Below are 22,888 nucleotides of genomic sequence, written 5' to 3' on the forward strand. Positions count from 1 at the left end.
CAAGCTCGTCGGTTTCATGGATAATAAGGGCAGGAAAGGTTATCGTAAGGCCTGGGGCCAAGGCGGTGCCTAAGTAAGGAAAGGAGCTGTACAGGATGGAAGATCATAATCAGAACGGCCAGCCAGCCGCAGAGGCGGGGGAGAAGAAGAAGCTGCCGTCGTTGAATATTGTAAGCGGCAAGGAAACGAAGCACCGGGGGTTCGGTCAAGGCTCCATCGATTTGAGTCAGCTCTCCAGCGTCATTATCGACGGGGATGAGGTTTACCTGGATGTAGGGGCGCTGCATGCGAAGAGCAAGATCGAGAAGGGCATCAAGTTTCTATTGAATAAAGATGAGGTGCCTAACGGCCGTACCTGCTGGATCGTGTGGGTAGCCGTAGACTTCCGGGAGGACGGCAAATACTATGCCGGCGTCACTTCTTGTGAGATGACGGTTGATCCGGAAATCCGCAGAGGGTGGAAAATTCTCGCCGATCACGTCAACCGGATGGACTATGCGCTGAAACGCCGCATCCTGGTGGATAACCTGGGAGCCAAGCAAAAAGAACAGCTCAAGCAGTTCCTGATCGATACGGACAGCGAAATGTGGGAGCGCTCGGACGATGCGCTCAAGGACGCTCTGGCGTAATTTTGTCCATTATGTGACGGTCTTGTGTCGTCTGTCGTAACGATGTATACTAATGCCTAGTATATGCATCATATACTAGGACAGCAAAGAGGCAGACCCCCGGGTCTGCCTCTTTGTGTTTGCAAGAAAACCTGCACCGGCCGCGGCTTTACGCGCTTCGACCGGACAGCAGGCCGGCTTGCCAGGCGAGATTAGCTCGCCCACCAGCGCTTGAGATCATTCCACCACGACCCGCCTGTTTTCTCCTGGCTCGGCTGAGGCAGCTTGTCCGGGGCGGGCTCGGAGGTGCAGGTTTCCTGTGGCTCCGTACCCTGCACGAATGCCTCCATCCGCGACTTGGGACAGCTGTCATTAGCCAGCTTGCCGGTGGCTGGATCGATGTACAGATGCGTGACCCCCTCGGGGATCGGGAACATCTTCGGAGGGACGGATTCCAGCGTCTTCTCCGTAAACTCCGCGAAGATCGGCGCAGCCAGATGCGATTCGACGGTGCCGACATTCCGGCCTTTGTCATAGCCGACCCATACCGCCGTGGTCAGCTCAGGCGTATAGCCGACCATCCACGCATCCGTATCCGTCGTGCCGGTCTTGCCCGCTACAGGGCGCTTCAAGACCTTGGAGACCCGGCTGCCCGTCCCCCCCTGATCGAAGACGCTCTCCATCAGATGCGTCATGACATAGGCGTAGGTCGGCTCTACCACGGTCGTCTGAGTCGGAGCCGCCTCGTAGAGCAGGCGGCCCCTGCGGTCCTCGATGCGCAGGATCGCTGTCGGCTCGACCCGCACGCCCTGGTTGGCGAACATGCTGAAGGCCGAAGCCATCTCGAACGGGCTGACCGGAAAGGTACCCAGCGCGAGGGAGGGCAGAGGTTCCATAGGACTCGTAATGCCCATGTGGCGCGCCATCTCGATGACGCGTTCCGGGCCTGTCTCCAGAATCGTATGCACGGCAAAGATATTATCCGACTTGGAGATGGCCGTCCGCAGATCGATCTGCCCGAAGAACTTGCCGTCAAAGTTGCTCGGCGTATACGTTTTGCGGCCCTTGTCATACGTGAAGGTAGTCGGCTCGCTAGTGACGCGGGTGACCGCCGTATATTGCTTTTCCTTGAGAGCGGTCAAGTATACGATTGGCTTGAAGGACGAGCCCGGCTGCCGGGTGCTGGCGAATACCCGGTTGAACTGGTTGGCCGCGTAGCTGCGTCCGCCCACCATGGCCTTCACATAGCCGTTTCTCGGATCGATGGCGACGAGTGCGGTTTGCAGCTCCGGATAGGGATCCAGCTCCTTCTTCACCGTATCCTCGGCAATCTGCTGGGCATTCAGATCGAGCGTCGTATAGATGCGCAGCCCCATGTCATCATACTCATTTTCCTCGATCCCGAGCAGGTCGATGGTCTGACTGCGGATATAATCGCGGAAGTAAGGAGCAGTGACGGCTGTTTTCTTCGCTTCCAGCGGGATAATACTAAGCTTTTCCTTGGCGGCCTGATCGGCCTGCTGTTGCGAGATGAAGCCTGCCTCCACCATCGTGCCCAGCACCGTTCTCTGGCGCTCCAGCGCGCTGTTCAAGTCGTAATAGGGGGAGTAATAACGCGGACCCTTCGGGACGCCGGCCAGCAGCGCGCTCTCGGCCAGAGTCAGGTCGCTGGCGTTCTTGCCGAAAAACAACTGGGAAGCGGCCTGGATGCCATAGGTGGAATGACCGTAATAAATCTGATTTAAATATTGCTCAAGAATTTGGTCCTTGCCCATCTGCAGTTCCATCTGGATGGCGTAGTACGTTTCCTTCAGCTTGCGGGACCACGTCCGGTCATGATTTAGATACAGATTCCGTGCGAGCTGCTGAGTAATGGTCCCTGCACCCTGTACCTTGGACATATGCTGAAGGTTGACCCAAGCGGCACGGGCGATACCCCGCGGATCGAAGCCGTAGTGATTATAGAAGCTGCGGTCTTCAACAGCGAGCGTAGCTTGGATAAGGCTTTCAGACATATCCTTCAGCGGGATGGTCTGGGTGCTTTTCCCGCCGCCGTAGGCCTCGATCGGCTTGCCGTGTACGTCATACAGCTCAGAGGCAGCCACCATCTTGGAGACGGGGAGCGCCTGGGAGCGCATGAAGAGCAGCGCAACGATGCCGCAGGCGGCGCCGAGAATAAGGAAGGTGAAGGAATAGGACAGAAAAGTCCGGAAGGGGCCCTTTCTCTGGGTGTTTTGAGGTTTATTCTGCTGTTTGTTTGATGAGGCCATCCTGCCATCCTCCCTTCTCCGGTCGTGAAGTCTTCTTCTATCCAGTATGGAAAAACATAGAAGAACGTATTCACCTGCTTCGTCGAATTGGATTAATTTTTTTGAACCCCCAGTCGATGCCTCCCGTTGGAGTTGCATTTCCAGGGATATCTACTATAATACAACTTGACATGCCCGTGCAGTGGTTTGCAACCAAGGAAAGGTGGCTGAGCACATATGGAGTTGTGGTATACGGAGAAACAAACGGATAATTTCGGGATTACGGCGAAGATTACGGAAACGCATGTAAAGGAACAGACGGACTTTCAAGATCTCGCGATGATCGAAACGGTCGAATGGGGCACAATGCTTGTCCTGGACGGCATGGTCATGACAACGGTCAAGGATGAGTTTGTTTATCACGAAATGGTCGCGCACCCGGCTCTCTACACGCACCCGGACCCTAAGCAGGTGCTAATTGTAGGCGGCGGCGACGGCGGTGTAGTCCGCGAAGTGCTCAAGCACCCTGAGGTGGAGAAGGCTGTACTGGTCGACATCGACGGCAAGGTGATCGAATACTCCAAGACATACTTGCCTACGATCGCCGGTGAGTTGGACAACCCGCGCGTCGAGGTCATCGTGAACGACGGCTACATGCATATTCATGATCACAAGAATACGTATGATGTCATCATGGTCGATTCCACCGAGCCTGTAGGCCCGGCGGTTAATTTGTTCACCCAAGGCTTCTACAAAGGCATCTACGATGCACTGAAGGAAGACGGCATCTTCGTCGCTCAGACGGACAATCCTTGGTTCAAGGCGGATCTGATCCAGACCGTCAACCGCGATGTCAAAGAGATCTTCCCGATCGTACGGGTATACGTGGCCAACATCCCTACGTATCCAAGCGGTCTGTGGACATTCACGCTAGGTAGCAAGAAGTATGACCCCCTGGCTGTCGACGAGACGGCTATCCCGGAGATCGATACGAAATACTACACGCCTCGTCTGCACAAAGCAGCATTCGTGCTGCCTAAGTTCGTCGAGGACCTGACGAAATGAATAGGGTTCTATTTTCATAAAGGAAGCCGGCTGTTTCGCCCTGAGGGGTGGAATAGCCGGCTTCTTCTGTTCAGTGAGGGATTCATTCACTGGCTGTCGGGGACAGTAATCGCAATACCGGAGGTGATTCCTGATGGTTCGCAAGCTAAACAGCCTGTTCCGGCCAGGGCTGCTGCTGATCTGTATCCTCTCAAGTCTAGGGAAGGTGCCGGCTGCGGCAGAAGCGACGGACGATTCCCGTCCCGTGACTACGCGGGCTGCCGCCGCACCGAACGGGATGGGGAGCCAACATCCCGACAGCCATACGCCAGGCGAAATAAGACTGGAAGTGTTCGATGCCGCCGAGGGGCGGGTGTTGACGAGGAGAGCGGCCACCGAGGAGGATGTGCGCAGGCTCGAGCACCTGCTGCGTGCCGAGGGCACTCTGGAGCAGCAGATGCGGGTCCAGCTGCCATCACGGGGGCTGATCGTGAAGCTGGAGCTGCCACCGGCCCAGAGGGCAGGCCATGCAGCCTCCCGCTGGTTGTCCGAGCCGATCCTGCAGGTTTATGTATATGAAGGGGAGGATGGTTTGGGGAGGCTTATCCTGTTCTCCGCTTCTGACAAACTTGCTGTGGTCAGGTTAACGGAGGCTGTGTCGTCCCTCCTCCTGTATTGGCGTTCAGCCAGGTAAGCAGGAAGCGGGAGCGCTGTGAGTCCGGCTGGGGTACTAGTGATTTTAGGTTGCCATCTGCTTAGGAAGCCGGTCGGTACTACGGCAAGTTAGTACTTACCCCTATCCCCGCACCCGCATACAATGAAGCCAAAACCGATGGGGAAGGGGCTTTATCGATGGAGGGTCATAAGCCTAGGCGAGCGCGCGGGAAAGGGGCTGCGCTGATTCTGCTTGTTGGAGTCTACATGATGCTGTGGGGGTGGCTGGCTGTGGCACCGGCTAGCCGGTCGGACTGGCTGCTGGAGCAGTTGCTCGTCATTGCTTGTCTCGGCGTGCTCGGAGCCACCTACCGCAGAGTTCCGCTGTCGCTGGCTTCGTATGCCGGTATTGCCCTTTTCTTGGCGTTGCATGCTTATGGCGCCAATACCTCTTATGGGGCTACGCCGATCGATCCATGGCTGCAGCGCTTGTTCGGGGGAGGAAGGCTGCCGTACGACCGGCTGGTGCATCTCTGTTATGGCTTACTGCTGGCCCATCCGGTCCGCGAGGTGCTGGTGCGCCTAACCGGTGTGAGAGGCCTTGCAGCCTACGGGTACACCGTCGCTGTCGTGCTGGCTACCGGAGCTTTCTATGAGCTGATCGAGATGTGGGTTACCCTGCTCGTCGCACCAGAGCTGGGGGCGCTGTTTCTCGGCTCTCAGGGAGATCCGTGGGATACGCATCATGACATGGAGCTGGAACTTGCCGGCAGCATCCTCGCGATGGCCCTGCTGGCGCTGAAGCGCCGGATTATCCCCTCTTCAACGTGAAGCACGTCAGCTCCGGGCGGCAGTTGAAACGAATAGGCTGCTGTGAGACGCCGATGCCGCGGTTGACATAGAGCTGGAAGTCCCTCTCGCCCAGGTTATAGTGACCGATAACGTACTTCTCGGCGAACTTGGGGACGACGACATGCCCATAGAAAGGGATACGTACCTGGCCTCCGTGACTGTGTCCGGACAACTGGACATCGACGGGGAAGTCGACGACCGTGTCGGCGTAATCAGGGCTGTGAGAGAGCAGCAGGACATAGTCATCCGGATTGACGGCGTTCAGGCTCCTGGCGATATCCGGCTTGCCGTACCACATGTCCTCTACACCGGCAACCCACATACTCCCGTTGCCCTTCTGGACGCGCGCCGCCTGATTGCGGAGTACTCGGAAGCCGCCGGCTGCCAGTGTCTTGGCGACGACCACGTCGCCTCCCTTGAAGTAGTCATGGTTGCCGAGCACGGCAAACTTCCCGAGCCCCGCTTGCATCCGGCCGAGCGCCTCCGCATAGGCGGAGCCCTCCGATCCGACGGCATAATCGACGAGGTCACCGGTGAAGCAGAGGATGTCCGGTTCCAGCTTGTTGATGATGTCCGCCAGCTGAGTCAGGCTCGCAGCATCATAATGAAAGCCGAGATGCGTATCGCTGAACTGCACGACCTTCAATCCGTCCATCGCTTGCGGCAATCGCGGTGTCCGTAAGGTCACACGCTCGATATCGAGCCACTTGGGTTCTGCGTATCGGGCATAAGCGACCGCTGCAGGCGGCAAAGCTACAATCCCGAGCAGCGTGAGCGCCGCCTTGGACAAAAAGGAGCGCCTGGAGGTTTTCTTCGTATGATGGTGATCGTTAGGATCGTTAGGGTTCGGTGATTGAGATGATGAGTTGGTCATAGATCAGCAGGCCCTCCGCTTTTATTCTTCATGGCTGTATGCTATTAGACGCTCGAGGCGGCGGATAGGTTTCCCCTTGAGCGAAGAAGCCTCAGTTCGGCATAGGCTGGGCCAACAAACGAGTTGCTTGCCGAATTGGGCTCAGGTACACTGGGGTCAGGAAGTCATCGTGGAGAAAGAAGGACAATTCTAATGAATGAGCGTCAGGAATCGGGAACAGGGCCGGACAAAACCGAAGTCAGGATCCGTCTGCTCAGCTCGGCGGATGGACAGCAGATGGATAGGGAGATGCCCGGGGTCCTAATTGAGAAGGGATCATGGCTATACCTTCGCTACGAGGAGCCGGAAGAAGCTCAGATGGGCAGGACGACGACGACCGTCCGTCTGCACCCGGAGGAGGTTCGCATCATCCGGCATGGGGATGTAAGCTTCGAGCAAACATTCGCAGCGGGCCGCAAGCATGTGGGGTACATGGACACGCCGCATGGGCGGATGGAGCTGGAGACATTGACGCAGTCCGTCGAGCTGAAGCGGCCGGCAGCCGGAAGAGCGCTCCCGCTGGAAGCCAGCTGGTGCTATGAGCTTACGGCTATGGGCGAAGCCGCAGGCGGCTTCGAGGTGAGACTCCAGGTTACGGCTGGAACCTAGGAAGCGGAGGACACCTACTTGAGGGGCCTCCGTGTCAGGTTGTTAACGGTACGAGCCGCATGCAGCTCCTTGATGAAGCTTTGCTTGCCGGGTCTTACAATGTAGCGGGCATACTTGCGCAGCAGCGTCTTGATGCGCCCCGGGCGTAAGCCCGGCCTCAAGGAGAGCATAAGGGCGACGACGCCCGTTACATGAGATGTCGCCATGGAGGTTCCACTCAGCTCCTGGTACTTCCCGTCCAGCCAGGTAGAGTAGATCTTCTCACCCGGCGCGTAGATATCGATCTGCTGGCCGTCATTACTGAACGGGGCGATCCGTCCCTTGCGCGTCGTCGCTCCTACGGCGATCGACTGCGGGAAGCGGGCCGGATAATCGATCTCGGCCCGCTTGCCCTCGTTGCCGGAGGAAGCGACGATGACGATGCCGGACCGGTGAGCGCTGAGTACGGCTGCTTCAAGTGCCTTGCTGTGCGTCTTCATCCCGAAGCTCATATTGATAATATCCATCCCGCTAAGCACACACCAGTCGATCGCCTTGATGATGTCCGAGACGAAGGCGCCACCCTGATGGTCGAAGGCCTTCACGGGGTGAATCAGTGCATGCGGCGCCACGCCGACGATTCCCCGATGCTTGGTGAAGGCGGAGATGGTACCCGCGATATGTGTGCCGTGGCCATTATCGTCGATGGGGTACAGATGTCGATGCAACAGATTGACTCCCCGGGCCAGGCAGTGGCGCAGATCCGGATGCGTATAATCCGCGCCGGTGTCCACCACGCCGACATGAATTCGGTCTCCCTTGGACTTGGGCCATACCTGATGGGCCCGGATATGGCGAATCCCCCAAGGAATTTTCGACGGCGGAGAAGAACGTCGGCTATGGAGCCCGGCCGGACCGAGATTGGGGCCAGATGCTTGCAGCCGGAGGCGGATGTCCGCCTCGACGGACTGCACGGCGGGGATCGCGGTCAGCGGTTCGACCGAGCGCAGCGGACAGGAGATGGCACGGATCAGGGGCAGCAGCCGGACAGCCTGCTGCATGCGGGGAAACGCCTTGGACTCGCTGCGCATGTAGCGGACAAAGGCCGCGTAATCGTCATGCGAGCGGAACCGGATGATATGACGGCGTCTGCTGCCTGCCCCTCCTGCGTCCATCGCATGACGAAGCCATTTGCCGAAAGACGATGGATTCAATGTTGATCGATCCCCCTCTACCATATCCTTGCTGTATCGTATGTGGGAGGCTATCCATAGGTATGAGCAGTTCGCCTTATTCCAAATAATTAGGTGTTTGGCCGTGTCAAACGGGTGCGCGGCACATAGGATACATTGGGAGGGGCTTTCTTCTCCGTTTTACAAAGGGGCGGCAGGCGGGGACGGGAACAGGCCCGGATTCGCTTGCCGCGGGTACAGTCGGGACGGAGGATCCCGCTTCAGGACGGCCACCGGCAGGAGGCGTATGTTCCGGGGCGAGATCCCTCGTTTCGCACGTAAGGCGGACAAGCTTCCTCTTCGTAGAAGCAGTTGCAATTTTACATAAAATAAGGTTTACTTAGTGGTACTAGTGGATATTGTAGTAGGAAGGCGGATGCCGCGCCGGAATCAGTACCACATTGAACATGTCGGAAGGGATGTGCCATGTCATGAGTGCCCAGTATCAGCTCAAAGTGAGCGCGGAGAAAGCCAAGGAAATGCCGATGGTGGATCTGGCGTTTGAGCTTCTGAAGGCGGTTAATACGCCATTTTACTATCGGGATTTAATGGCGGAGATCGCCAAAATCAAAGGGTTGTCCGATGACGAGGTTATGCAGGTTATCGCACAGCTATATACGGAGATCAATATTGACGGCCGGTTCGCCTGCGTCGGCACCAATCTGTGGGGACTGAAGCGCTGGTATCCGATTGAGAAATCTGAGGATACGGTCGGCAGCGGCAAGCGTCCGCGGATCATTAACGACGAAGACGATGATCTGGACGACGAGGATTTGTTCGCCGAGGAAGAGGATACATTCGTCGAGGAAGAGGATTACGATTCCTTCGATGCGCCTCGCGACGACTTCGAATCCGAGGAAGAGGTCGAAGAAGAGACCGAGTTCTTCGAGGATGAAGAGATCGAGGAAGAAGAGATTGACGGTGAGACGCTAGAGGGCGAAGAAGGCGAAGAGGAAGATGCCGAAGAAGAAGCTGGCGAGTACGAAGATGACGAAGAGGATGGCAAATAATCACTTATTCCCGGTTATCCTTGACACTGCGCATCGTTCAGAGTAAACTATTTTCTGGGCTTTAGATGGACGCTTAGACCGAATAGGTCTTTTTATGGAAAAGTGCCCCGCCGATGCGGGGGACTTTTTCTTTTTTTAACTCGGTAATGGGTCGGATCGGCAACCAACTATGTGCGGCATGATAAACTTGGGAGGTTTTACATAATGACAAAGTATATTTTCGTCACCGGAGGCGTCGTTTCTTCACTGGGTAAAGGGATTACTGCCGCTTCGCTGGGCAGATTGCTTAAAAACCGCGGCCTCAAGGTCACGATTCAAAAGTTCGACCCGTACATTAACGTAGACCCGGGAACGATGAGCCCGTACCAGCACGGCGAAGTATTCGTCACGGATGACGGCGCAGAGACGGATCTGGACCTCGGTCACTATGAACGGTTTATCGATATCAATCTGTCCAAGAACAGCAACGTCACGACAGGTAAAATCTACTCCTCCGTTATCGCGAAGGAACGCCGCGGCGAATATTTGGGCGGTACTGTTCAGGTCATTCCCCATATTACCAATGAAATCAAGGAGCGCGTATTCCGTGCTGGCCGTGAGGCTCATTCCGATGTAGTCATTACCGAGATTGGCGGGACCGTAGGCGATATTGAGAGCTTGCCTTTCCTCGAAGCGATCCGTCAGATCAAGAGCGACATCGGCCGTGATAATGTGATGTACATTCACGTTACGCTGATTCCTTATCTGAAAGCTGCGGGCGAAGTCAAGACGAAGCCGACCCAGCATAGCGTGAAGGAACTGCGCAGCATCGGGATTCAGCCGCATGTGATCGTCTGCCGGACGGAGCATCCGCTCGCTGAGGATATGAAGCGTAAGCTGGCTCAATTCTGTGATGTCGATCCAGGCGCTGTCGTCGAATGTATCGACGCTGAGACGCTGTACGAAGTTCCATTGATGCTCCGCGAGCAAGGGCTTGATGATATTGTTGTCAACCACCTGAAGCTGACGGCTGGTGAGCCGGACATGACAGAGTGGAAGGCTATGGTTGACCGCGTCAAGTCGCTCAAGACGACGACCGAGATCGCCATCGTCGGCAAATATGTAGCCCTGCACGACGCTTACCTCAGCATCGTGGAGTCGCTCGGACATGCTGGCATTGCCTGCGATACGGAAGTGAAGATCCGCTGGGTCAACGCGGAGGAAGTGTTCGACCACAATGTGGGCGAGCTGCTGGGAGGCGTACACGGTATTCTCGTGCCGGGCGGCTTCGGAGACCGCGGCATCGAAGGCAAGGTGTCGGCGATTCGCTATGCGCGCGAGAACAAGGTGCCGTTCTTCGGTATTTGTCTCGGCATGCAGGTAGCGGTCGTGGAGTATGCACGTTCCGTACTGAACCTAGAGGGTGCCAACAGCTCGGAGATTCATCCGACAACCGCTTATCCGGTCATCGATCTGCTGCCTGAACAGAAGGATATCGAGGATCTGGGCGGCACGATGCGTCTTGGCCTGTATCCGTGCAAGCTGAAGGAAGGCTCGCTCGCGATGCACTGCTACGACGATGAGCTGGTTTACGAGCGTCACCGTCACCGGTACGAATTCAATAATGAGTACCGCGATGCGATCGAAGCGGCGGGGCTGATTATCTCCGGTACAAGTCCGGACGGACGTCTGGTCGAAATTATCGAATGTCCGGAGCATCCATGGTTCCTGGCTGTGCAGTTCCACCCGGAATTCACGTCCAGACCGAATCGTCCGCAGCCTTTATTCAAACATTTTGTACAGGCTGCCTACCAGCAGGCTTACTAAAATATCACGAAGATACCCTCCTAAGCGCCTTTCTGTAAACTCTGCTTGATTTGTAAAAGTTTTCAACTTTTTTATCCGCTGCGGCAGGAATCCCTTTCTCCGCAGCGAATACAAATCAATAGCGTCAAATCGGGATGGATTCACGAACCCGGGAAACGGAAATGGGAGGGTACACTTAGTGAAAAAAAAGCTCCTCATCGTTGATGACCAGAACGGTATCCGCATCCTGTTGATGGAAGTGTTCAACAGTGAAGGGTATGAAACGTTTCAAGCCTCGAACGGAAAGCTCGCGCTCGAAATTGTCAGAAATTCGTCACCGGATCTGGTACTCCTGGATATGAAAATTCCAGGCATGGATGGACTCGATATCCTGAAGCATATCAAGAGCATCGATGCTTCGATCAAGGTCATCATGATGACGGCTTACGGGGAGCTGGATATGATTAAGGAAGCCACGGACCTGGGAGCTATCATGCATTTTACGAAGCCCTTCGATATCGATGAGCTGAGGCAGGCCGTCAATCAGCAACTGCGTTCCCCCAATAACAGCTCTTATGCGATGGGATCCTGACAAGGGTCCTTTTTTCTTAGATGCCACTTGTTGGTAAGTGACCACTCTGTGCCATTTCTTGTTTAACGTTTGTCCCTATCTATGATATAATAGCGCAGTATGACAGGAGGGCGGTTGTCAACCCCCTCGGCACGGTCACAAACACATAGGAGGAGAGTATTACCATGCCATTAGTTTCTATGAACGAATTTTTGCCGAAAGCCAAAGCAGGAAAGTATGCGGTTGGCCAATTTAACATGAACAACCTGGAGTTCGCGCAAGCGATCACCGAGGCTGCTCAAGAACTGAACTCCCCATTCATCTTCGGTGTATCCGAAGGTGCGTTGAAATACATGGGTATCGAGTACACCGTAGCGATCGCTGAAGCGGCTGCGAAGAAATCCGGCTTGCCGATCGCTCTTCACCTGGACCATGGCAGCAGCTTTGAAGTCGCTATGAAATGTATCCGTGCGGGCTTCAGCTCCGTTATGTTCGACGGTTCCCACTATTCGTTCGAAGAAAACATCCGTCTGACCAAAGAAGTCGTGAAAGCGGCGCGTGCGATGGGCGTTTCCGTCGAAGGCGAGCTCGGCACGATCGGCGGCGTTGAGGATGATATCAGCGTAGACGAGTCCGATGCAAACCTGGCTAAGCCGGAAGAAGCGATCCGTTTCTACGAAGAAACAGGCGTAGATTGCCTGGCAATTGCTGTTGGTACGGCTCACGGTATGTATGCTGGCGAACCGAACATCCGTTTCGACATCATCGAGAAGGTAGCATCCGCTATTCCTGTACCTGTCGTTCTGCATGGCGGTTCGGGCGTACCTGACGAGATGATCAAGCAAGCGATCGTAGCTGGCGTAGGCAAGATCAACGTCAACACGGAGAACCAAGTGGCGTGTACCGAAACGATCCGCGAAGTATTGAACAAAGATGCCAAAGTTTACGATCCTCGCAAATACCTCACTCCTGCTCGCAAAGCAATGGTTGAAGTAGTGACATCCAAGATCAAGCTATTCGGCAGCTCCAACCAAGCCTAAATGTTATGAAGGGGGTGCACCGCAAGGTGCATTTCCCCTTTTTCTTCTATCAGGATTTATCTCATGTCTCTATATACGCCCTCATATCTAAGATCGGAAACGAATGCTATGGTTTACACGGAAAGCTTTGATTCTGAGTTTTTTGCTTGCGCTTTTTTCAAGTGGTGAAGTAGGAGGAACGACATCGAATGGAGAAATTGATGATCGCCGGCGGACGCCCGCTGCGGGGAACCGTGCAAATCAGCGGCGCCAAAAATAGCGCAATTGCGCTGATACCGGCTGCCATATTATCGGAATCGACAGTGATCCTGGACAATCTGCCTGCGCTCAGCGATGTGGCGATTTATACGGAGCTGCTCGAAGAGCTTGGCGCGACGGTAAGATGGGATAACGATCAGATGGTGATCGACCCGAGCCGGCTTGTATCCAGGCCGATGCCAAACGGTAATGTGAAGAAGCTTCGTGCTTCCTATTATTTGATGGGTGCCCTGCTTGGCCGCTTCGGTGAAGCGGTGATCGGTATGCCGGGAGGCTGTAATTTCGAACCGAGACCGATTGACCAGCATATCAAAGGCTTTGAAGCACTTGGTGCGCAGGTTTCCAATGAGAACGGTGCGCTTCATATCCGCGCGAAGCAATTGCGCGGTGCCAAGATTTATCTGGACGTTGTGAGTGTAGGTGCGACGATTAATATTATGCTGGCGGCTGCGAGAGCCAAAGGCGTCACAATTATTGAAAATGCGGCAAAAGAGCCTGAAATCATAGATGTAGCAACGCTTTTGAACGCAATGGGCGCCAAGATCAAGGGCGCAGGTACGGAAACAGTCCGCATCGAAGGGGTAGACGGTCTTCAGGGCTGCCGGCATTCGATCATCCCAGATCGGATTCAGGCGGGTACATACATGATTGCCGCCGCCGCTACGCGCGGAGATGTCATTGTCGATAATGTTATCCCGAAACATCTGGAGGCGCTCACCGCGAAGCTTCAGGAGATGGGTGTTCATATTTACGAGATGGATGAATCCATTCGTGTAGTCGGTCAGCCTGAATATGAGAGTGTCGATGTGAAGGCACTGGTGTATCCGGGCTTTGCTACCGATCTGCAGTCGCCGATGAGCAGTCTGCTTACGCAGACCCGAGGCGTCAGTATTCTTAGCGATTATGTGTACTCGAACCGGTTTAAGCACATTCCCGAGCTTGTCCGCATGGGGGCCCGCATCAAGGTGGAGGGACGTTCTGCCATCATCGAAGGCGGCGCTCTGTCCTCGGCTAAGGTCAAGGCGACCGACTTGCGCGCCGGGGCGGCGCTGGTCATTGCCGGGCTGACGGTAGCCCAAGGGACAACGGAGATTACCGGGGTGGAATATATCGACCGGGGCTACGATCATCTGGTGACCAATCTAGTAAATCTGGGTGCCGAGGTATGGCGGGAGAAAGACTAGGTGCCGAGTATAGATCACGGCTGTTTTGGGCAAGGTTAGAGTATATTTCGGAAGAATAGAAATTTAATAGTTTGGTGGTTGGTAATGATGGATATGCAGCTCGCGCAATTAGAAGCGCTGAAGCTTACAGAGCTTTACAAGCTCGCCAAGACGCATCAGATCCCGTATTACGGTCAGATGAAGAAGAAAGAACTGATCTTCGCCATTCTCCGTGCGCAAGCCGAGAAGGGCGGACTCATGTTCATGCAGGGCGTGCTGGACGTTCTGCAGGAGGGTTTCGGCTTTCTGCGGCCGATCAACTACTTGCCGAGCTCGGAGGACATCTATATCTCCGCCTCGCAGATTCGCAGATTTGACCTTCGCTCGGGCGATTTGGTATCAGGTAAATGCAGACCTCCTAAGGAAAATGAGCGTTACTTCGGGCTGCTTCATGTAGATGCTGTAAATGGAGAGAACCCGGATACGGCCTCTGAGCGCCTTCACTTTCCGGCCTTGACACCTCTCTATCCGCAGAAAAAACTGGTTCTGGAAACGACCCCGAACAAAGTCTCCACTCGTCTGATGGATTTGCTGGCCCCTGTCGGCTTCGGGCAGCGCGGACTGATCGTGGCTCCGCCCAAAGCGGGCAAAACGCTGCTCCTGAAAGAAATCGCCAACAGTATTTCGACCAATCATCCTGATGTGGAATTATTCGTATTATTGATCGACGAGCGGCCGGAAGAAGTTACGGATATGCAGCGTTCCGTCAAAGGCGAAGTTATCGCGTCGACCTTCGACGAGCTGCCGGAAAATCACATCAAGGTTGCGGAGCTTGTCCTCGAGAGAGCAACGCGGCTGGTTGAATCCAAGAAGGATGTCGTCATCCTGCTGGACAGCATTACCCGTCTGGCACGCGCGTACAACCTGGTCGTGCCGCCGACAGGCCGCACGCTGTCCGGGGGTATCGACCCGGGTGCGTTCCATCGTCCCAAGCGGTTCTTCGGAGCTGCCCGGAACATCGAGGAAGGCGGCAGCTTGACAATTCTGGCGACCGCGCTGATCGAGACAGGCTCCCGGATGGATGACGTGATCTATGAAGAATTCAAGGGAACGGGCAACCTGGAACTGCATCTGGACCGCAAGCTTGCTGAGCGCCGCGTATTCCCGGCGATCGATATCCGCCGCTCGGGTACGAGACGCGAAGAAATATTGCTGACCAAGGAAGAGCTGGAGAAAGTATGGGCCATCCGCAAAAACATGAACGATTCCCACGAATATACGGAATCCTTCTTGAAGAAGTTTGCGGACACCAAAACGAATCAAGAATTTTTGGATACACTGGAGACCTCGGGCGGATCGAACTCCGGTGGCAGCGGAGGCGCCTCCCGGCGCGTGAAACACTCCGTCTCCTAGGAGGGACATCAGGATGAATCTCGTATATGCGGGACCGGACGGTCATGTGTATGACCACCCGGATTATATTGCGCTTGGCCGTAATGGCGAATTGGTCACCGAATTGCTGGAGGAGGAGCTGATTCCGCTCCCTGAAGGCGCTACGCTGGTCAGTCTGCCGGACACGCGTCCCATTGGCCTACATGCCAAGACCGGCGCTATGGAAGTTGTGCCTGGCGAGGTCAACGCAGTCGGCGCTTTGCTGCCGCAGGGCTTCACGCGGCTGCTGCTCCCCGGCTATGCCAAGGCGGACAAGACCAAGGTGCTGCCTTTGTTCGGATATACGGCAGTAGTCTGGAAGGACGGCGGCTTCTATGTGGCGGCCGAAGCCTGTGACGATCCCGAGCGGTGGAATCCGCGCAATTGTGATCCGGACGAGCTGGAGGTTAAGGTACAGGGCTTGCTGACGCAATACCCGGAGAACCGGCTGTACCAGCATCTGTCCAACTGTGCGCTTGGGTATGAATGCTTGACCGCCTCCAATACGTTCCTGAATCGCTGGGAAGGTGCGGTGCCGGTCTCGTTCTCCTGTAACGCGGGCTGCTTCGGGTGTATATCCGAGCAGCCGGACGATAGCGGGTTCCCGGCTCCTCAGACACGGATGAACTTCAAGCCGAACGTGGACGAGGTCGTACAGGTCATGCTGGAGCATCTGAAGACGCCGGAGAGTATCATCAGCTTCGGCCAAGGCTGCGAGGGTGAGCCGTCCACACAGGCCAAGATCATCATCGAGGCGATTCGCGAGGTGCGCAGCAGGACGGATATGGGCTACATCAATATCAATACGAACGCCGGATTGACCGACCATATCCGCGCGATCGTGGACGCAGGTCTGAACCTGATGCGTGTCAGCACGATCAGCGCGCTGGATGATCATTACAACGCCTACTACAAGCCGCGCGGTTACACGCTGAAGCATGTAGAGAAGTCGCTGCGCTACGCCGCAGACCGCGGTGTCGTTACCTCGATCAACTACCTGATCTTCCCTGGCGTTACTGACCGTGAGGAAGAGATGGAAGCGATGATTGAATTCGTGCGGCGCACCGATCTGAAGCTGATTCAGCTGCGGAATCTGAATATTGATCCGGAGAGCTACCTGCAATTGATTCCGCCGGCGCAGGGCGAGCGTTATGGGATGAAGCAGATGCTGGAAATTTTCCGCGAGGAACTGCCAGGTGTCGTGCTCGGATCGTATACACACATCCCCGGAGACTTGGCCGAGATGCAGAAGAAACACTTGCAGCATGGATAGGCTGCATGATATAATGCCATTTGTATGATTACAACTCTGATTCACATGGTGTTTCAGGGCAAAAGAGGTGAAAGGTCAATGAAAGCAGCGATTCATCCGACATATCATCAAACTACCGTTACTTGCGCATGCGGTAACACGTTTGAAACGGGATCCTTGAAACAAAATCTCCGCGTTGAGATTTGCTCCGCCTGCCATCCTTTCTTTACAGGCAAGCAAAAATTCTTGGATGCCGGCGGTCGCGTCGACAAATTCAAAAAGAAATACGGCATCTAATCGATTGCCATTTGCTTCCGAGCATAAACACACCTTCTGTGGTCATGCTAAGATTACAAATCTTAGTGACTGCAGGAGGTGTTTTTTATATGCTGCCACGACTTCTGATCGGCTGGCTGGGACTGATGCTGTTCATGCTGCCGGTTCTGACGGCCTGCCAATCGCAGCAGGATGCCAAAGTGAAGGCGCATTCCAGCGGAGGAGCACTCGGAATTGTGGATGCCAATCCGAACAATCCTCTTGGCGGCTCGTACCGCACCTATGAGTCTGATATGACGGTGATGCAGAACGCGCTGAACCGCAGCTTGCCGCAGCTTCAAGTCCAAGCGATACGCCTCAACGGTACGACAGCCCATATCCGCTTGCTGGCACCGTCCGGCACGGCCGATGCGGAGCTGCAGAAGCTGCAGCAGGAAGCTGTCCGTGTGCTCGCTGCCGATGCTCCACGCTACGAGGCCAAGGTTACCGTTGAGCGTTCCTAATGCGAATTGGTACCGAGTTAGCCAAATCATGGTGTGAGGTTGCTATTTGCTGCTGATTCGACTATACTTATGTTTGCCGTGCTAGACGGGGAGGTAGCGGTGCCCTGTAACCCGCAATCCGCTGTAGCGGGGTTGAACGCCTTCATGAGGTATTGCGATGTAAGGGTTGGGTTTTAAAGCTGGTGTTGAGAGTCGGGTCCTTCGCAATGGATGCTCGTGAATCTGGTCAGGTCCGGAAGGAAGCAGCCATAAGCGTGATGTTTCATGTGCCGAAGGGGAGCCTAACTTGAGCTGGTGATAAAAATTCCACTTGGATCGTCTTATCGAAGTTGGTGCACGGTTTACATTTTTTCCATTAGAGCATAGAAGTTTATGAACACCGAATGTCGCTATTGGCGGATTTCTGGTGTTTTTTTGTATGGTTTTGGAGGAAAATAAAGGAAAGGGGAGAATTGTATACTAAAGTTCACCCGAGCCACGGGAGACAGACTGTGCAGTCGGTTGTATAAATAGAGGGGGGTGGCTGTAGATGCAGAGGGAACTCAGCTTGCTTCAACGTTTCGCCGATATGTTTTTGAAGGATGTGAATCTGGGTGTTATTCTGGTAAACACCGGACTCGAACTTGTGGATATCAGCGATACGGCATGCCGAATTCTCGGACTCAAGCGGGAAGAAGTACTCCATTTGCCGATGGACCGGGTCTTTCAGGATTTGCCGGAGGATCACCGGATTGTCGATCCGCGGGTTTTGGACGGACGGGTAGTGCGCAATCAGGCGTTGTCCTGGACCAAGGATCAGGAACGTTACGAGCTTCTCGTGGATTCCAGCGTACTGCGCGATGAACAAGGGCAGGTTGTTGGTGCTTGCATCATTTTCAAGGATGTCACGAATCTCCGCTCGCTGGAGGAACAAGTGCAGCGCAGCGACCGGCTTGCGATGATCGGTCAGATTGCCGCCGGGACGGCGCATGAGATCCGCAATCCGCTAACCTCCATCAAGGGGTTCCTGCAGATGTTCCGCAAAACCTTCGAAGACAAGGGTATGGTGCGCGAGAGCAGCTATACCGAGGTGATGCTGAAGGAAATCAACCGCATCAATGAGCTGGTCAATGAGTTTCTGCTGCTCAGCAAACCTAAGAATACGACGTACGAAGCGGTCGATGTCTCCATGGTGCTCAGGGAGTTGCTGCCTATCATTAATAACGAAGCCATTCTACATAAGGTAACCGTTCAGTATGAAGCCGTGCTCGGCCTGCCGGCGGTTATCGCTGATCGAGAATATTTGAAGCAGGTGTTTCTGAATATATGCAAAAACGGCATCGAAGCCATGGGCGAAGGGGGATATTTGAGCATAACGGAAAAGCTGGACTTGGAGGAACGCCGGGTTAATATTGAAATCCATGACACCGGGCCGGGAATCCCGCTCTATGTCATCGACAAGATTTTTGATCCGTTCTTCACCACCAAGGCGGAGGGCACGGGTCTCGGGCTATCCGTCTGCCAGCGTATCATTCATGATATCGGGGGTCATATCCGGGTATCGTCCAAGGGCTACGGCACGACCTTCACGATCGGCATTCCATTCCCCTAAAGCGACCCCGAAATCAAAGCTCGCTTCAAACCGCTTTCCAGGTGTAGTATAATGAATAGGATAAACAACCATTGGAGAGGGCAGCATGGCACATATCGCTTTATATCGTACGTGGAGGCCGCAGTCCTTTGAGGATATGGTTGGCCAGAAGCATATTGTCCAGACCCTGCAAAATTCGCTGCGCGAAGGGCGGTTCAGCCACGCCTATTTATTCAGCGGTCCGCGAGGAACCGGCAAGACGAGCGCAGCCAAGATACTGGCCAAGGCCGTCAACTGCCAGAACGGTCCCGGCATAGAGCCTTGCAACCAATGTGAGGCCTGCCGGCGTATCACCGACGGCTCGGTCATGGATGTCGTGGAGATCGATGCCGCCTCCAACCGGGGTGTCGAGGAAATCCGCGATATCCGTGATAAGGTCAAGTATGCGCCGACGGAAGTGCGCCAGAAGGTATACATCATCGACGAGGTTCACATGCTGACCACAGAGGCGTTCAACGCGCTGCTGAAAACGCTGGAGGAGCCTCCCGCGCACGTGATGTTTATTCTGGCGACGACTGAGCCTCATCGGCTTCCGGCGACGATCATCTCGCGCTGTCAGCGCTTTGACTTCCGCCGTGTGGCGCTGGAGGAGCAGGCCGAGCGTCTGCGCCGCGTCTGCGGCGAAGAGGGCATTGAGATTGAGGAGGATGCCGTCGCATTTATCGCGCGGCTATCCGATGGCGGGATGCGGGATGCGCTCAGCCTGCTGGACCAGATTATTGCGTTCTCCGGCCAAAAGATCACCTATGACGATGTGCTCTCCATCACCGGAGGGATGGCTTCGGATCAGTTCGAGAAGCTGGCCCAGGTGATTCAGGACCGCGATATCGGCGCGGCGCTGACGCTGATCGATTCGTTTATGCAGGAAGGCAAGAGTGCGGATAAGTGTATGGAGAATCTGATCTATTATTTCCGCGATCTGTTGATGGTCCGCATGGTGCCGAATTCGGAAGCGCTGACGGAACGAATTCTGGATGTGCGCCGGTTCGCAGCAGTGGCCGAACGCTTCACGCCCGACGGGCTGATCTCGATGATCGATACGCTCAATTACTACCAGACGGAGATGAAGTATTCCGTCCAACCCCAGACGCTGCTCGAAGTAGCCGTCATGAAGCTATGCAGCGGCGGCGGTGCGCCGGGCCGTAGCGGAGCTGCAGCGCCGGCTTCCGGCGGAGCTGTCTCGCCTGCTGCAGCTGGCGGCGAACGGCAGGATGCCGTAGTATCGCAGCTGCTCGGGCGGATTGAGCGTCTGGAGAGCCAGTTGGCAGCTATCGTCAAGCAGGGCGGAACGGTGTCTGCGGGCGCTCCGGCTTCCGGAGCCTCCGCATCGGGTTCCACCCGGACTTCTGCGGTCCAGACGGCAGCTTCCTCCAGGAAAACGCTGGAGAAGGCCGACATTTATCTGGCTGGGCGGGAGACCCCCGAATTTCGGGATGCCGCCCAGCGATGGAGCCAGGTGCTCGGCCGCGTGAAAGAGCTGAAGATTACGGTTCATGCTTGGCTGGTCGATGGCGAGCCTGTTGCCAGAGCCGATTCGAATCTGCTGGTCGCCTTCAAAAGCTCCATGCACCGCGAGACGAGCGAGAAGCCGGCTAATAAGCAGCTGATCGAGCAGGCGCTGCAGGAGGTGCTGGGTCATCCGTACAAGCTGATAACGGTTATGCAGAAGGACTGGCAGGCCGCAGCGGACAGCAAGCAGCAGGAGGCTCCCAAGGAGGAACTGCAGCTTGTCCCGGAGGATGAGCCGGGAGGCGTCGTCAAGGAAGAATGGATTAGCGAAGCGATCCAGCTGTTTGGCGAGGATCTGGTGAAGATTAAGGAAGATTGAGCGCAATGACGCATACCATGATCATAAAGGAGAGAATGTCATGAATAACATGAACCAAATGATGAAGCAGGTTAAAAAGATGCAGGAGCAAATGCTCAAGGCTCAAGAGGATCTGGCTACCAAATCGATCGAAGGCACAGCTGGCGGCGGTGTAGTCAGCGTCATCGTCAATGGTCAGAAGAAAGTAACCAGCGTCACGATCAAGCCCGAAGCTGTAGATCCGGACGATGTCGAAATGCTGCAGGATCTCGTGCTGACAGCGATTAACGATGCCATGACCAAGGCCGAGGAACTGGCCGGCAAAGAAATGTCCAAGCTGACTGGCGGCATGAATATTCCAGGCTTGTTCTAGTCCGGATAGCGCGGTCCTCGGAAGCGATGACCCGTATGTGCCGGTGCAGAAGAACTTCAACGTGTGAGGAGCAACGCCTTTGTTTTATCCGGAACCTTTAGCCAGATTGATTGATTCTTTCTCGCGTCTTCCCGGCATAGGGCCCAAAACGGCAGGGAGACTGGCTTTTCACGTGCTGCGCATGAAGGAAGATGACGTTATCGATTTCGCCAAGGCGCTCGTCAACGTCAAGCGCAATCTCCATTACTGCTCCGTCTGCTGTAATATCACGGACACCGACCCGTGCCGGATCTGCCAGGATAAGTCCAGGGATCTCTCGACAATCTGTGTCGTACAGGAACCGAAGGATCTGGTTGCCATGGAGCGGACGAAAGAATATAACGGTTATTACCACGTGCTGCACGGCGCTATATCGCCGATGGAGGGTATCGGACCGGATGAGATCCGGATTGCCGACCTGCTGAAGCGTCTGAGCGATGAACGTGTTCAGGAATTAATCCTGGCCACGAATCCGAATATCGAAGGCGAAGCGACGGCCATGTATTTATCGCGGCTCGTTCGTCCTTTCGGACTGAAGGTTACCCGTATCGCTCATGGTCTGCCTGTTGGCGGGGATCTGGAGTATGCGGATGAAGTGACGCTAACGAAGGCATTAGAAGGCCGTCGGGAGCTGTAGGCTTTCATATCGGTTTGTAAGATGTAGTAGCGAAGTCTGGCTGAATGCATGTACGGGGCTCCCGGCTGCTGGAGGCCAGGCTTTTTTTGGTTCTAAGCCCTCCTCTCCTCCTATATGTATGTACTATAGGACAAATCTGTAGGGGGGTGTGGGCGATGGGCTGGAGATGGTGGAAGTCCCGCAGGATGGACAAGCAGGCGGAAACGGTGTTCATAGAAAGAGTGAGATTGGTTCAGGAAATTACGAAGGCTCATATGGAATGGGAGGTCGCTCAGAAGCGGTTCGAGTACGCGCTTGGCAAGGAGCAGATTGACTACGCGGTCTACGCGCTGGAAGCTGCCGAAAAACGCTTTGAGATGCTGATTAAGCTGGCTAAAGACAGCCAGGTGTCGTTATCCGAAGTGAGCGCAAGCTATGCCATGGAGGAGACGCGATGAAGTCGTACTTGCTGTGGGGAGTGCTGATTGCCTCCGGCGGACTGCTCGGTATTCTGGTTCTTCGCAGCCGTGCAGCCTTCCAATGGATCGGAATGTTGATGCTGCAGGTTGTGTTTTCCTCCATTTTGTTGTATGTTATTAATCTGTTCAGTCCGTACACCCATTTGGAGCTGCCGTTAAATGCAGCTACAATAGGAACGGTAAGCGTATTGGGAATGCCGGGACTGGCTGCCATAACCGCGCTCAAACTGTGGGTTGTGGGGTAATCACTCGTAATAAAAAATAATTTCAAAAAAACACTTGCATTAACTTAGGTAAATGTGCTATATTTAAAAAGTCGCCGCTAAACAAAAGCGACAATAAACGACAAAAGAAACAAGCGCTAAAGCTTTATCTTCTGTCGGTAATCAATTGCCCTTTGAAAACTGAACAACGAGTGAGTGTTAAATAGAGAATGAAAATTCTCGCTAGCATTACTTTTGAGCAAGTCGAACAAACCTTGTAGTCATTTCGACCTTCGGATCGAAAAGACTACC

General features: G+C 54.9%; 23 protein-coding genes and 1 other RNA gene. 21 read left to right on the forward strand and 3 right to left on the reverse strand.

Going from position 1 to position 22,888, the window contains the following annotated elements; genetic code table 11:
* Positions 1–95 precede the first annotated feature (95 nt).
* Positions 96–629 (forward strand): YwhD family protein, encoded by a 534-nt coding sequence (locus tag WMW72_RS23075; RefSeq protein ID WP_341417926.1) that lies wholly within the window; start codon positions 96–98, stop codon positions 627–629.
* A 191-nt stretch (positions 630–820) separates the two neighbouring features.
* Here the strand turns inward: WMW72_RS23075 and WMW72_RS23080 are convergent, their stop codons facing one another.
* Complete coding sequence (locus tag WMW72_RS23080) at positions 821–2,878, reverse strand: transglycosylase domain-containing protein (protein WP_341417927.1); 2,058 nt, start codon at positions 2,876–2,878, stop codon at positions 821–823.
* A 216-nt stretch (positions 2,879–3,094) separates the two neighbouring features.
* On the opposite strand from WMW72_RS23080, the gene speE reads away from it, so the two are divergent.
* From speE to WMW72_RS23095, 3 genes are all read left to right on the forward strand, one after another.
* Entirely contained in the window at positions 3,095–3,922 is an 828-nt protein-coding gene (gene speE, locus WMW72_RS23085; RefSeq protein ID WP_341417928.1) for a polyamine aminopropyltransferase, read from the forward strand.
* A gap of 133 nt (positions 3,923–4,055) precedes the next feature.
* Positions 4,056–4,595 (forward strand): hypothetical protein, encoded by a 540-nt coding sequence (locus tag WMW72_RS23090; protein WP_341417929.1) that lies wholly within the window; start codon positions 4,056–4,058, stop codon positions 4,593–4,595.
* Between the two features lie 158 nt (positions 4,596–4,753).
* Positions 4,754–5,386 carry a DUF2238 domain-containing protein gene (locus tag WMW72_RS23095; RefSeq protein WP_341417930.1) on the forward strand — a complete coding sequence of 211 codons (633 nt, stop codon included), beginning with the start codon at positions 4,754–4,756 and terminating at the stop codon, positions 5,384–5,386.
* Here WMW72_RS23095 and WMW72_RS23100 read toward each other — a convergent pair.
* The gene (locus WMW72_RS23100) at positions 5,367–6,281 is read right to left on the reverse strand and encodes a metallophosphoesterase (protein ID WP_341417931.1); all 915 of its coding nucleotides are present in this window, start codon (positions 6,279–6,281) and stop codon (positions 5,367–5,369) included. The two genes, WMW72_RS23095 and WMW72_RS23100, sit on opposite strands and share 20 nt — an antisense overlap.
* A gap of 192 nt (positions 6,282–6,473) precedes the next feature.
* Here WMW72_RS23100 and WMW72_RS23105 point away from each other — a divergent pair, with 192 nt between their 5' ends.
* Complete coding sequence (locus tag WMW72_RS23105; RefSeq protein WP_341417932.1) at positions 6,474–6,929, forward strand: YwiB family protein; 456 nt, start codon at positions 6,474–6,476, stop codon at positions 6,927–6,929.
* Positions 6,930–6,943: 14 nt separating this feature from the next.
* Here the strand turns inward: WMW72_RS23105 and WMW72_RS23110 are convergent, their stop codons facing one another.
* On the reverse strand, positions 6,944–8,146 hold the full coding sequence (locus WMW72_RS23110; RefSeq protein WP_423227582.1) for a S8 family peptidase: 1,203 nt from the start codon (positions 8,144–8,146) through the stop codon (positions 6,944–6,946).
* A gap of 425 nt (positions 8,147–8,571) precedes the next feature.
* On the opposite strand from WMW72_RS23110, the gene rpoE reads away from it, so the two are divergent.
* From rpoE to WMW72_RS23190, 16 genes are all read left to right on the forward strand, one after another.
* The gene (gene rpoE, locus WMW72_RS23115; protein WP_341417934.1) at positions 8,572–9,150 is read left to right on the forward strand and encodes a DNA-directed RNA polymerase subunit delta; all 579 of its coding nucleotides are present in this window, start codon (positions 8,572–8,574) and stop codon (positions 9,148–9,150) included.
* Positions 9,151–9,354: 204 nt separating this feature from the next.
* Entirely contained in the window at positions 9,355–10,956 is a 1,602-nt protein-coding gene (locus WMW72_RS23120) for a CTP synthase (protein WP_341417935.1), read from the forward strand.
* Between the two features lie 178 nt (positions 10,957–11,134).
* Positions 11,135–11,527, forward strand: a complete 393-nt coding sequence (locus WMW72_RS23125; protein WP_341417936.1) for a response regulator — start codon at positions 11,135–11,137, stop codon at positions 11,525–11,527.
* 164 nt (positions 11,528–11,691) lie between these two features.
* Entirely contained in the window at positions 11,692–12,546 is an 855-nt protein-coding gene (gene fba, locus WMW72_RS23130) for a class II fructose-1,6-bisphosphate aldolase (protein ID WP_341417937.1), read from the forward strand.
* A gap of 188 nt (positions 12,547–12,734) precedes the next feature.
* Positions 12,735–13,988: a UDP-N-acetylglucosamine 1-carboxyvinyltransferase gene (locus WMW72_RS23135; protein WP_341417938.1), complete on the forward strand. Its 1,254-nt coding sequence runs from the start codon at positions 12,735–12,737 to the stop codon at positions 13,986–13,988.
* Between the two features lie 87 nt (positions 13,989–14,075).
* A complete protein-coding gene (gene rho, locus WMW72_RS23140; RefSeq protein WP_341417958.1) occupies positions 14,076–15,380 on the forward strand; it encodes a transcription termination factor Rho in 1,305 nt (434 codons plus the stop codon).
* A 13-nt stretch (positions 15,381–15,393) separates the two neighbouring features.
* Positions 15,394–16,671, forward strand: coding sequence for a radical SAM family protein (locus WMW72_RS23145; RefSeq protein ID WP_341417939.1), 1,278 nt, complete (start codon positions 15,394–15,396; stop codon positions 16,669–16,671).
* A 78-nt stretch (positions 16,672–16,749) separates the two neighbouring features.
* Positions 16,750–16,947, forward strand: coding sequence for a 50S ribosomal protein L31 (rpmE, locus tag WMW72_RS23150; protein WP_341417940.1), 198 nt, complete (start codon positions 16,750–16,752; stop codon positions 16,945–16,947).
* 89 nt (positions 16,948–17,036) lie between these two features.
* Positions 17,037–17,429: a hypothetical protein gene (locus WMW72_RS23155; protein WP_341417941.1), complete on the forward strand. Its 393-nt coding sequence runs from the start codon at positions 17,037–17,039 to the stop codon at positions 17,427–17,429.
* 76 nt (positions 17,430–17,505) lie between these two features.
* Positions 17,506–17,769, forward strand: an RNA gene (ffs, locus tag WMW72_RS23160) — signal recognition particle sRNA large type.
* Between the two features lie 189 nt (positions 17,770–17,958).
* Positions 17,959–19,020: an ATP-binding protein gene (locus WMW72_RS23165; RefSeq protein ID WP_341417942.1), complete on the forward strand. Its 1,062-nt coding sequence runs from the start codon at positions 17,959–17,961 to the stop codon at positions 19,018–19,020.
* Between the two features lie 85 nt (positions 19,021–19,105).
* Positions 19,106–20,887 carry a DNA polymerase III subunit gamma/tau gene (dnaX, locus tag WMW72_RS23170; protein ID WP_341417943.1) on the forward strand — a complete coding sequence of 594 codons (1,782 nt, stop codon included), beginning with the start codon at positions 19,106–19,108 and terminating at the stop codon, positions 20,885–20,887.
* Between the two features lie 40 nt (positions 20,888–20,927).
* Positions 20,928–21,239, forward strand: coding sequence for a YbaB/EbfC family nucleoid-associated protein (locus WMW72_RS23175; RefSeq protein ID WP_341417944.1), 312 nt, complete (start codon positions 20,928–20,930; stop codon positions 21,237–21,239).
* A 79-nt stretch (positions 21,240–21,318) separates the two neighbouring features.
* A complete protein-coding gene (recR, locus tag WMW72_RS23180) occupies positions 21,319–21,915 on the forward strand; it encodes a recombination mediator RecR (protein ID WP_341417945.1) in 597 nt (198 codons plus the stop codon).
* A 155-nt stretch (positions 21,916–22,070) separates the two neighbouring features.
* A complete protein-coding gene (locus WMW72_RS23185; RefSeq protein ID WP_341417946.1) occupies positions 22,071–22,352 on the forward strand; it encodes a DUF2508 family protein in 282 nt (93 codons plus the stop codon).
* Positions 22,349–22,618 carry a pro-sigmaK processing inhibitor BofA family protein gene (locus tag WMW72_RS23190; RefSeq protein ID WP_341417947.1) on the forward strand — a complete coding sequence of 90 codons (270 nt, stop codon included), beginning with the start codon at positions 22,349–22,351 and terminating at the stop codon, positions 22,616–22,618. The genes WMW72_RS23185 and WMW72_RS23190 overlap by 4 nt, the downstream gene beginning before the upstream one ends.
* The last annotated feature ends 270 nt before the right edge of the window (positions 22,619–22,888 follow it).

The organism is Paenibacillus filicis (assembly GCF_038070315.1).
GTDB lineage: Bacteria > Bacillota > Bacilli > Paenibacillales > NBRC-103111 > Paenibacillus_G > Paenibacillus_G filicis.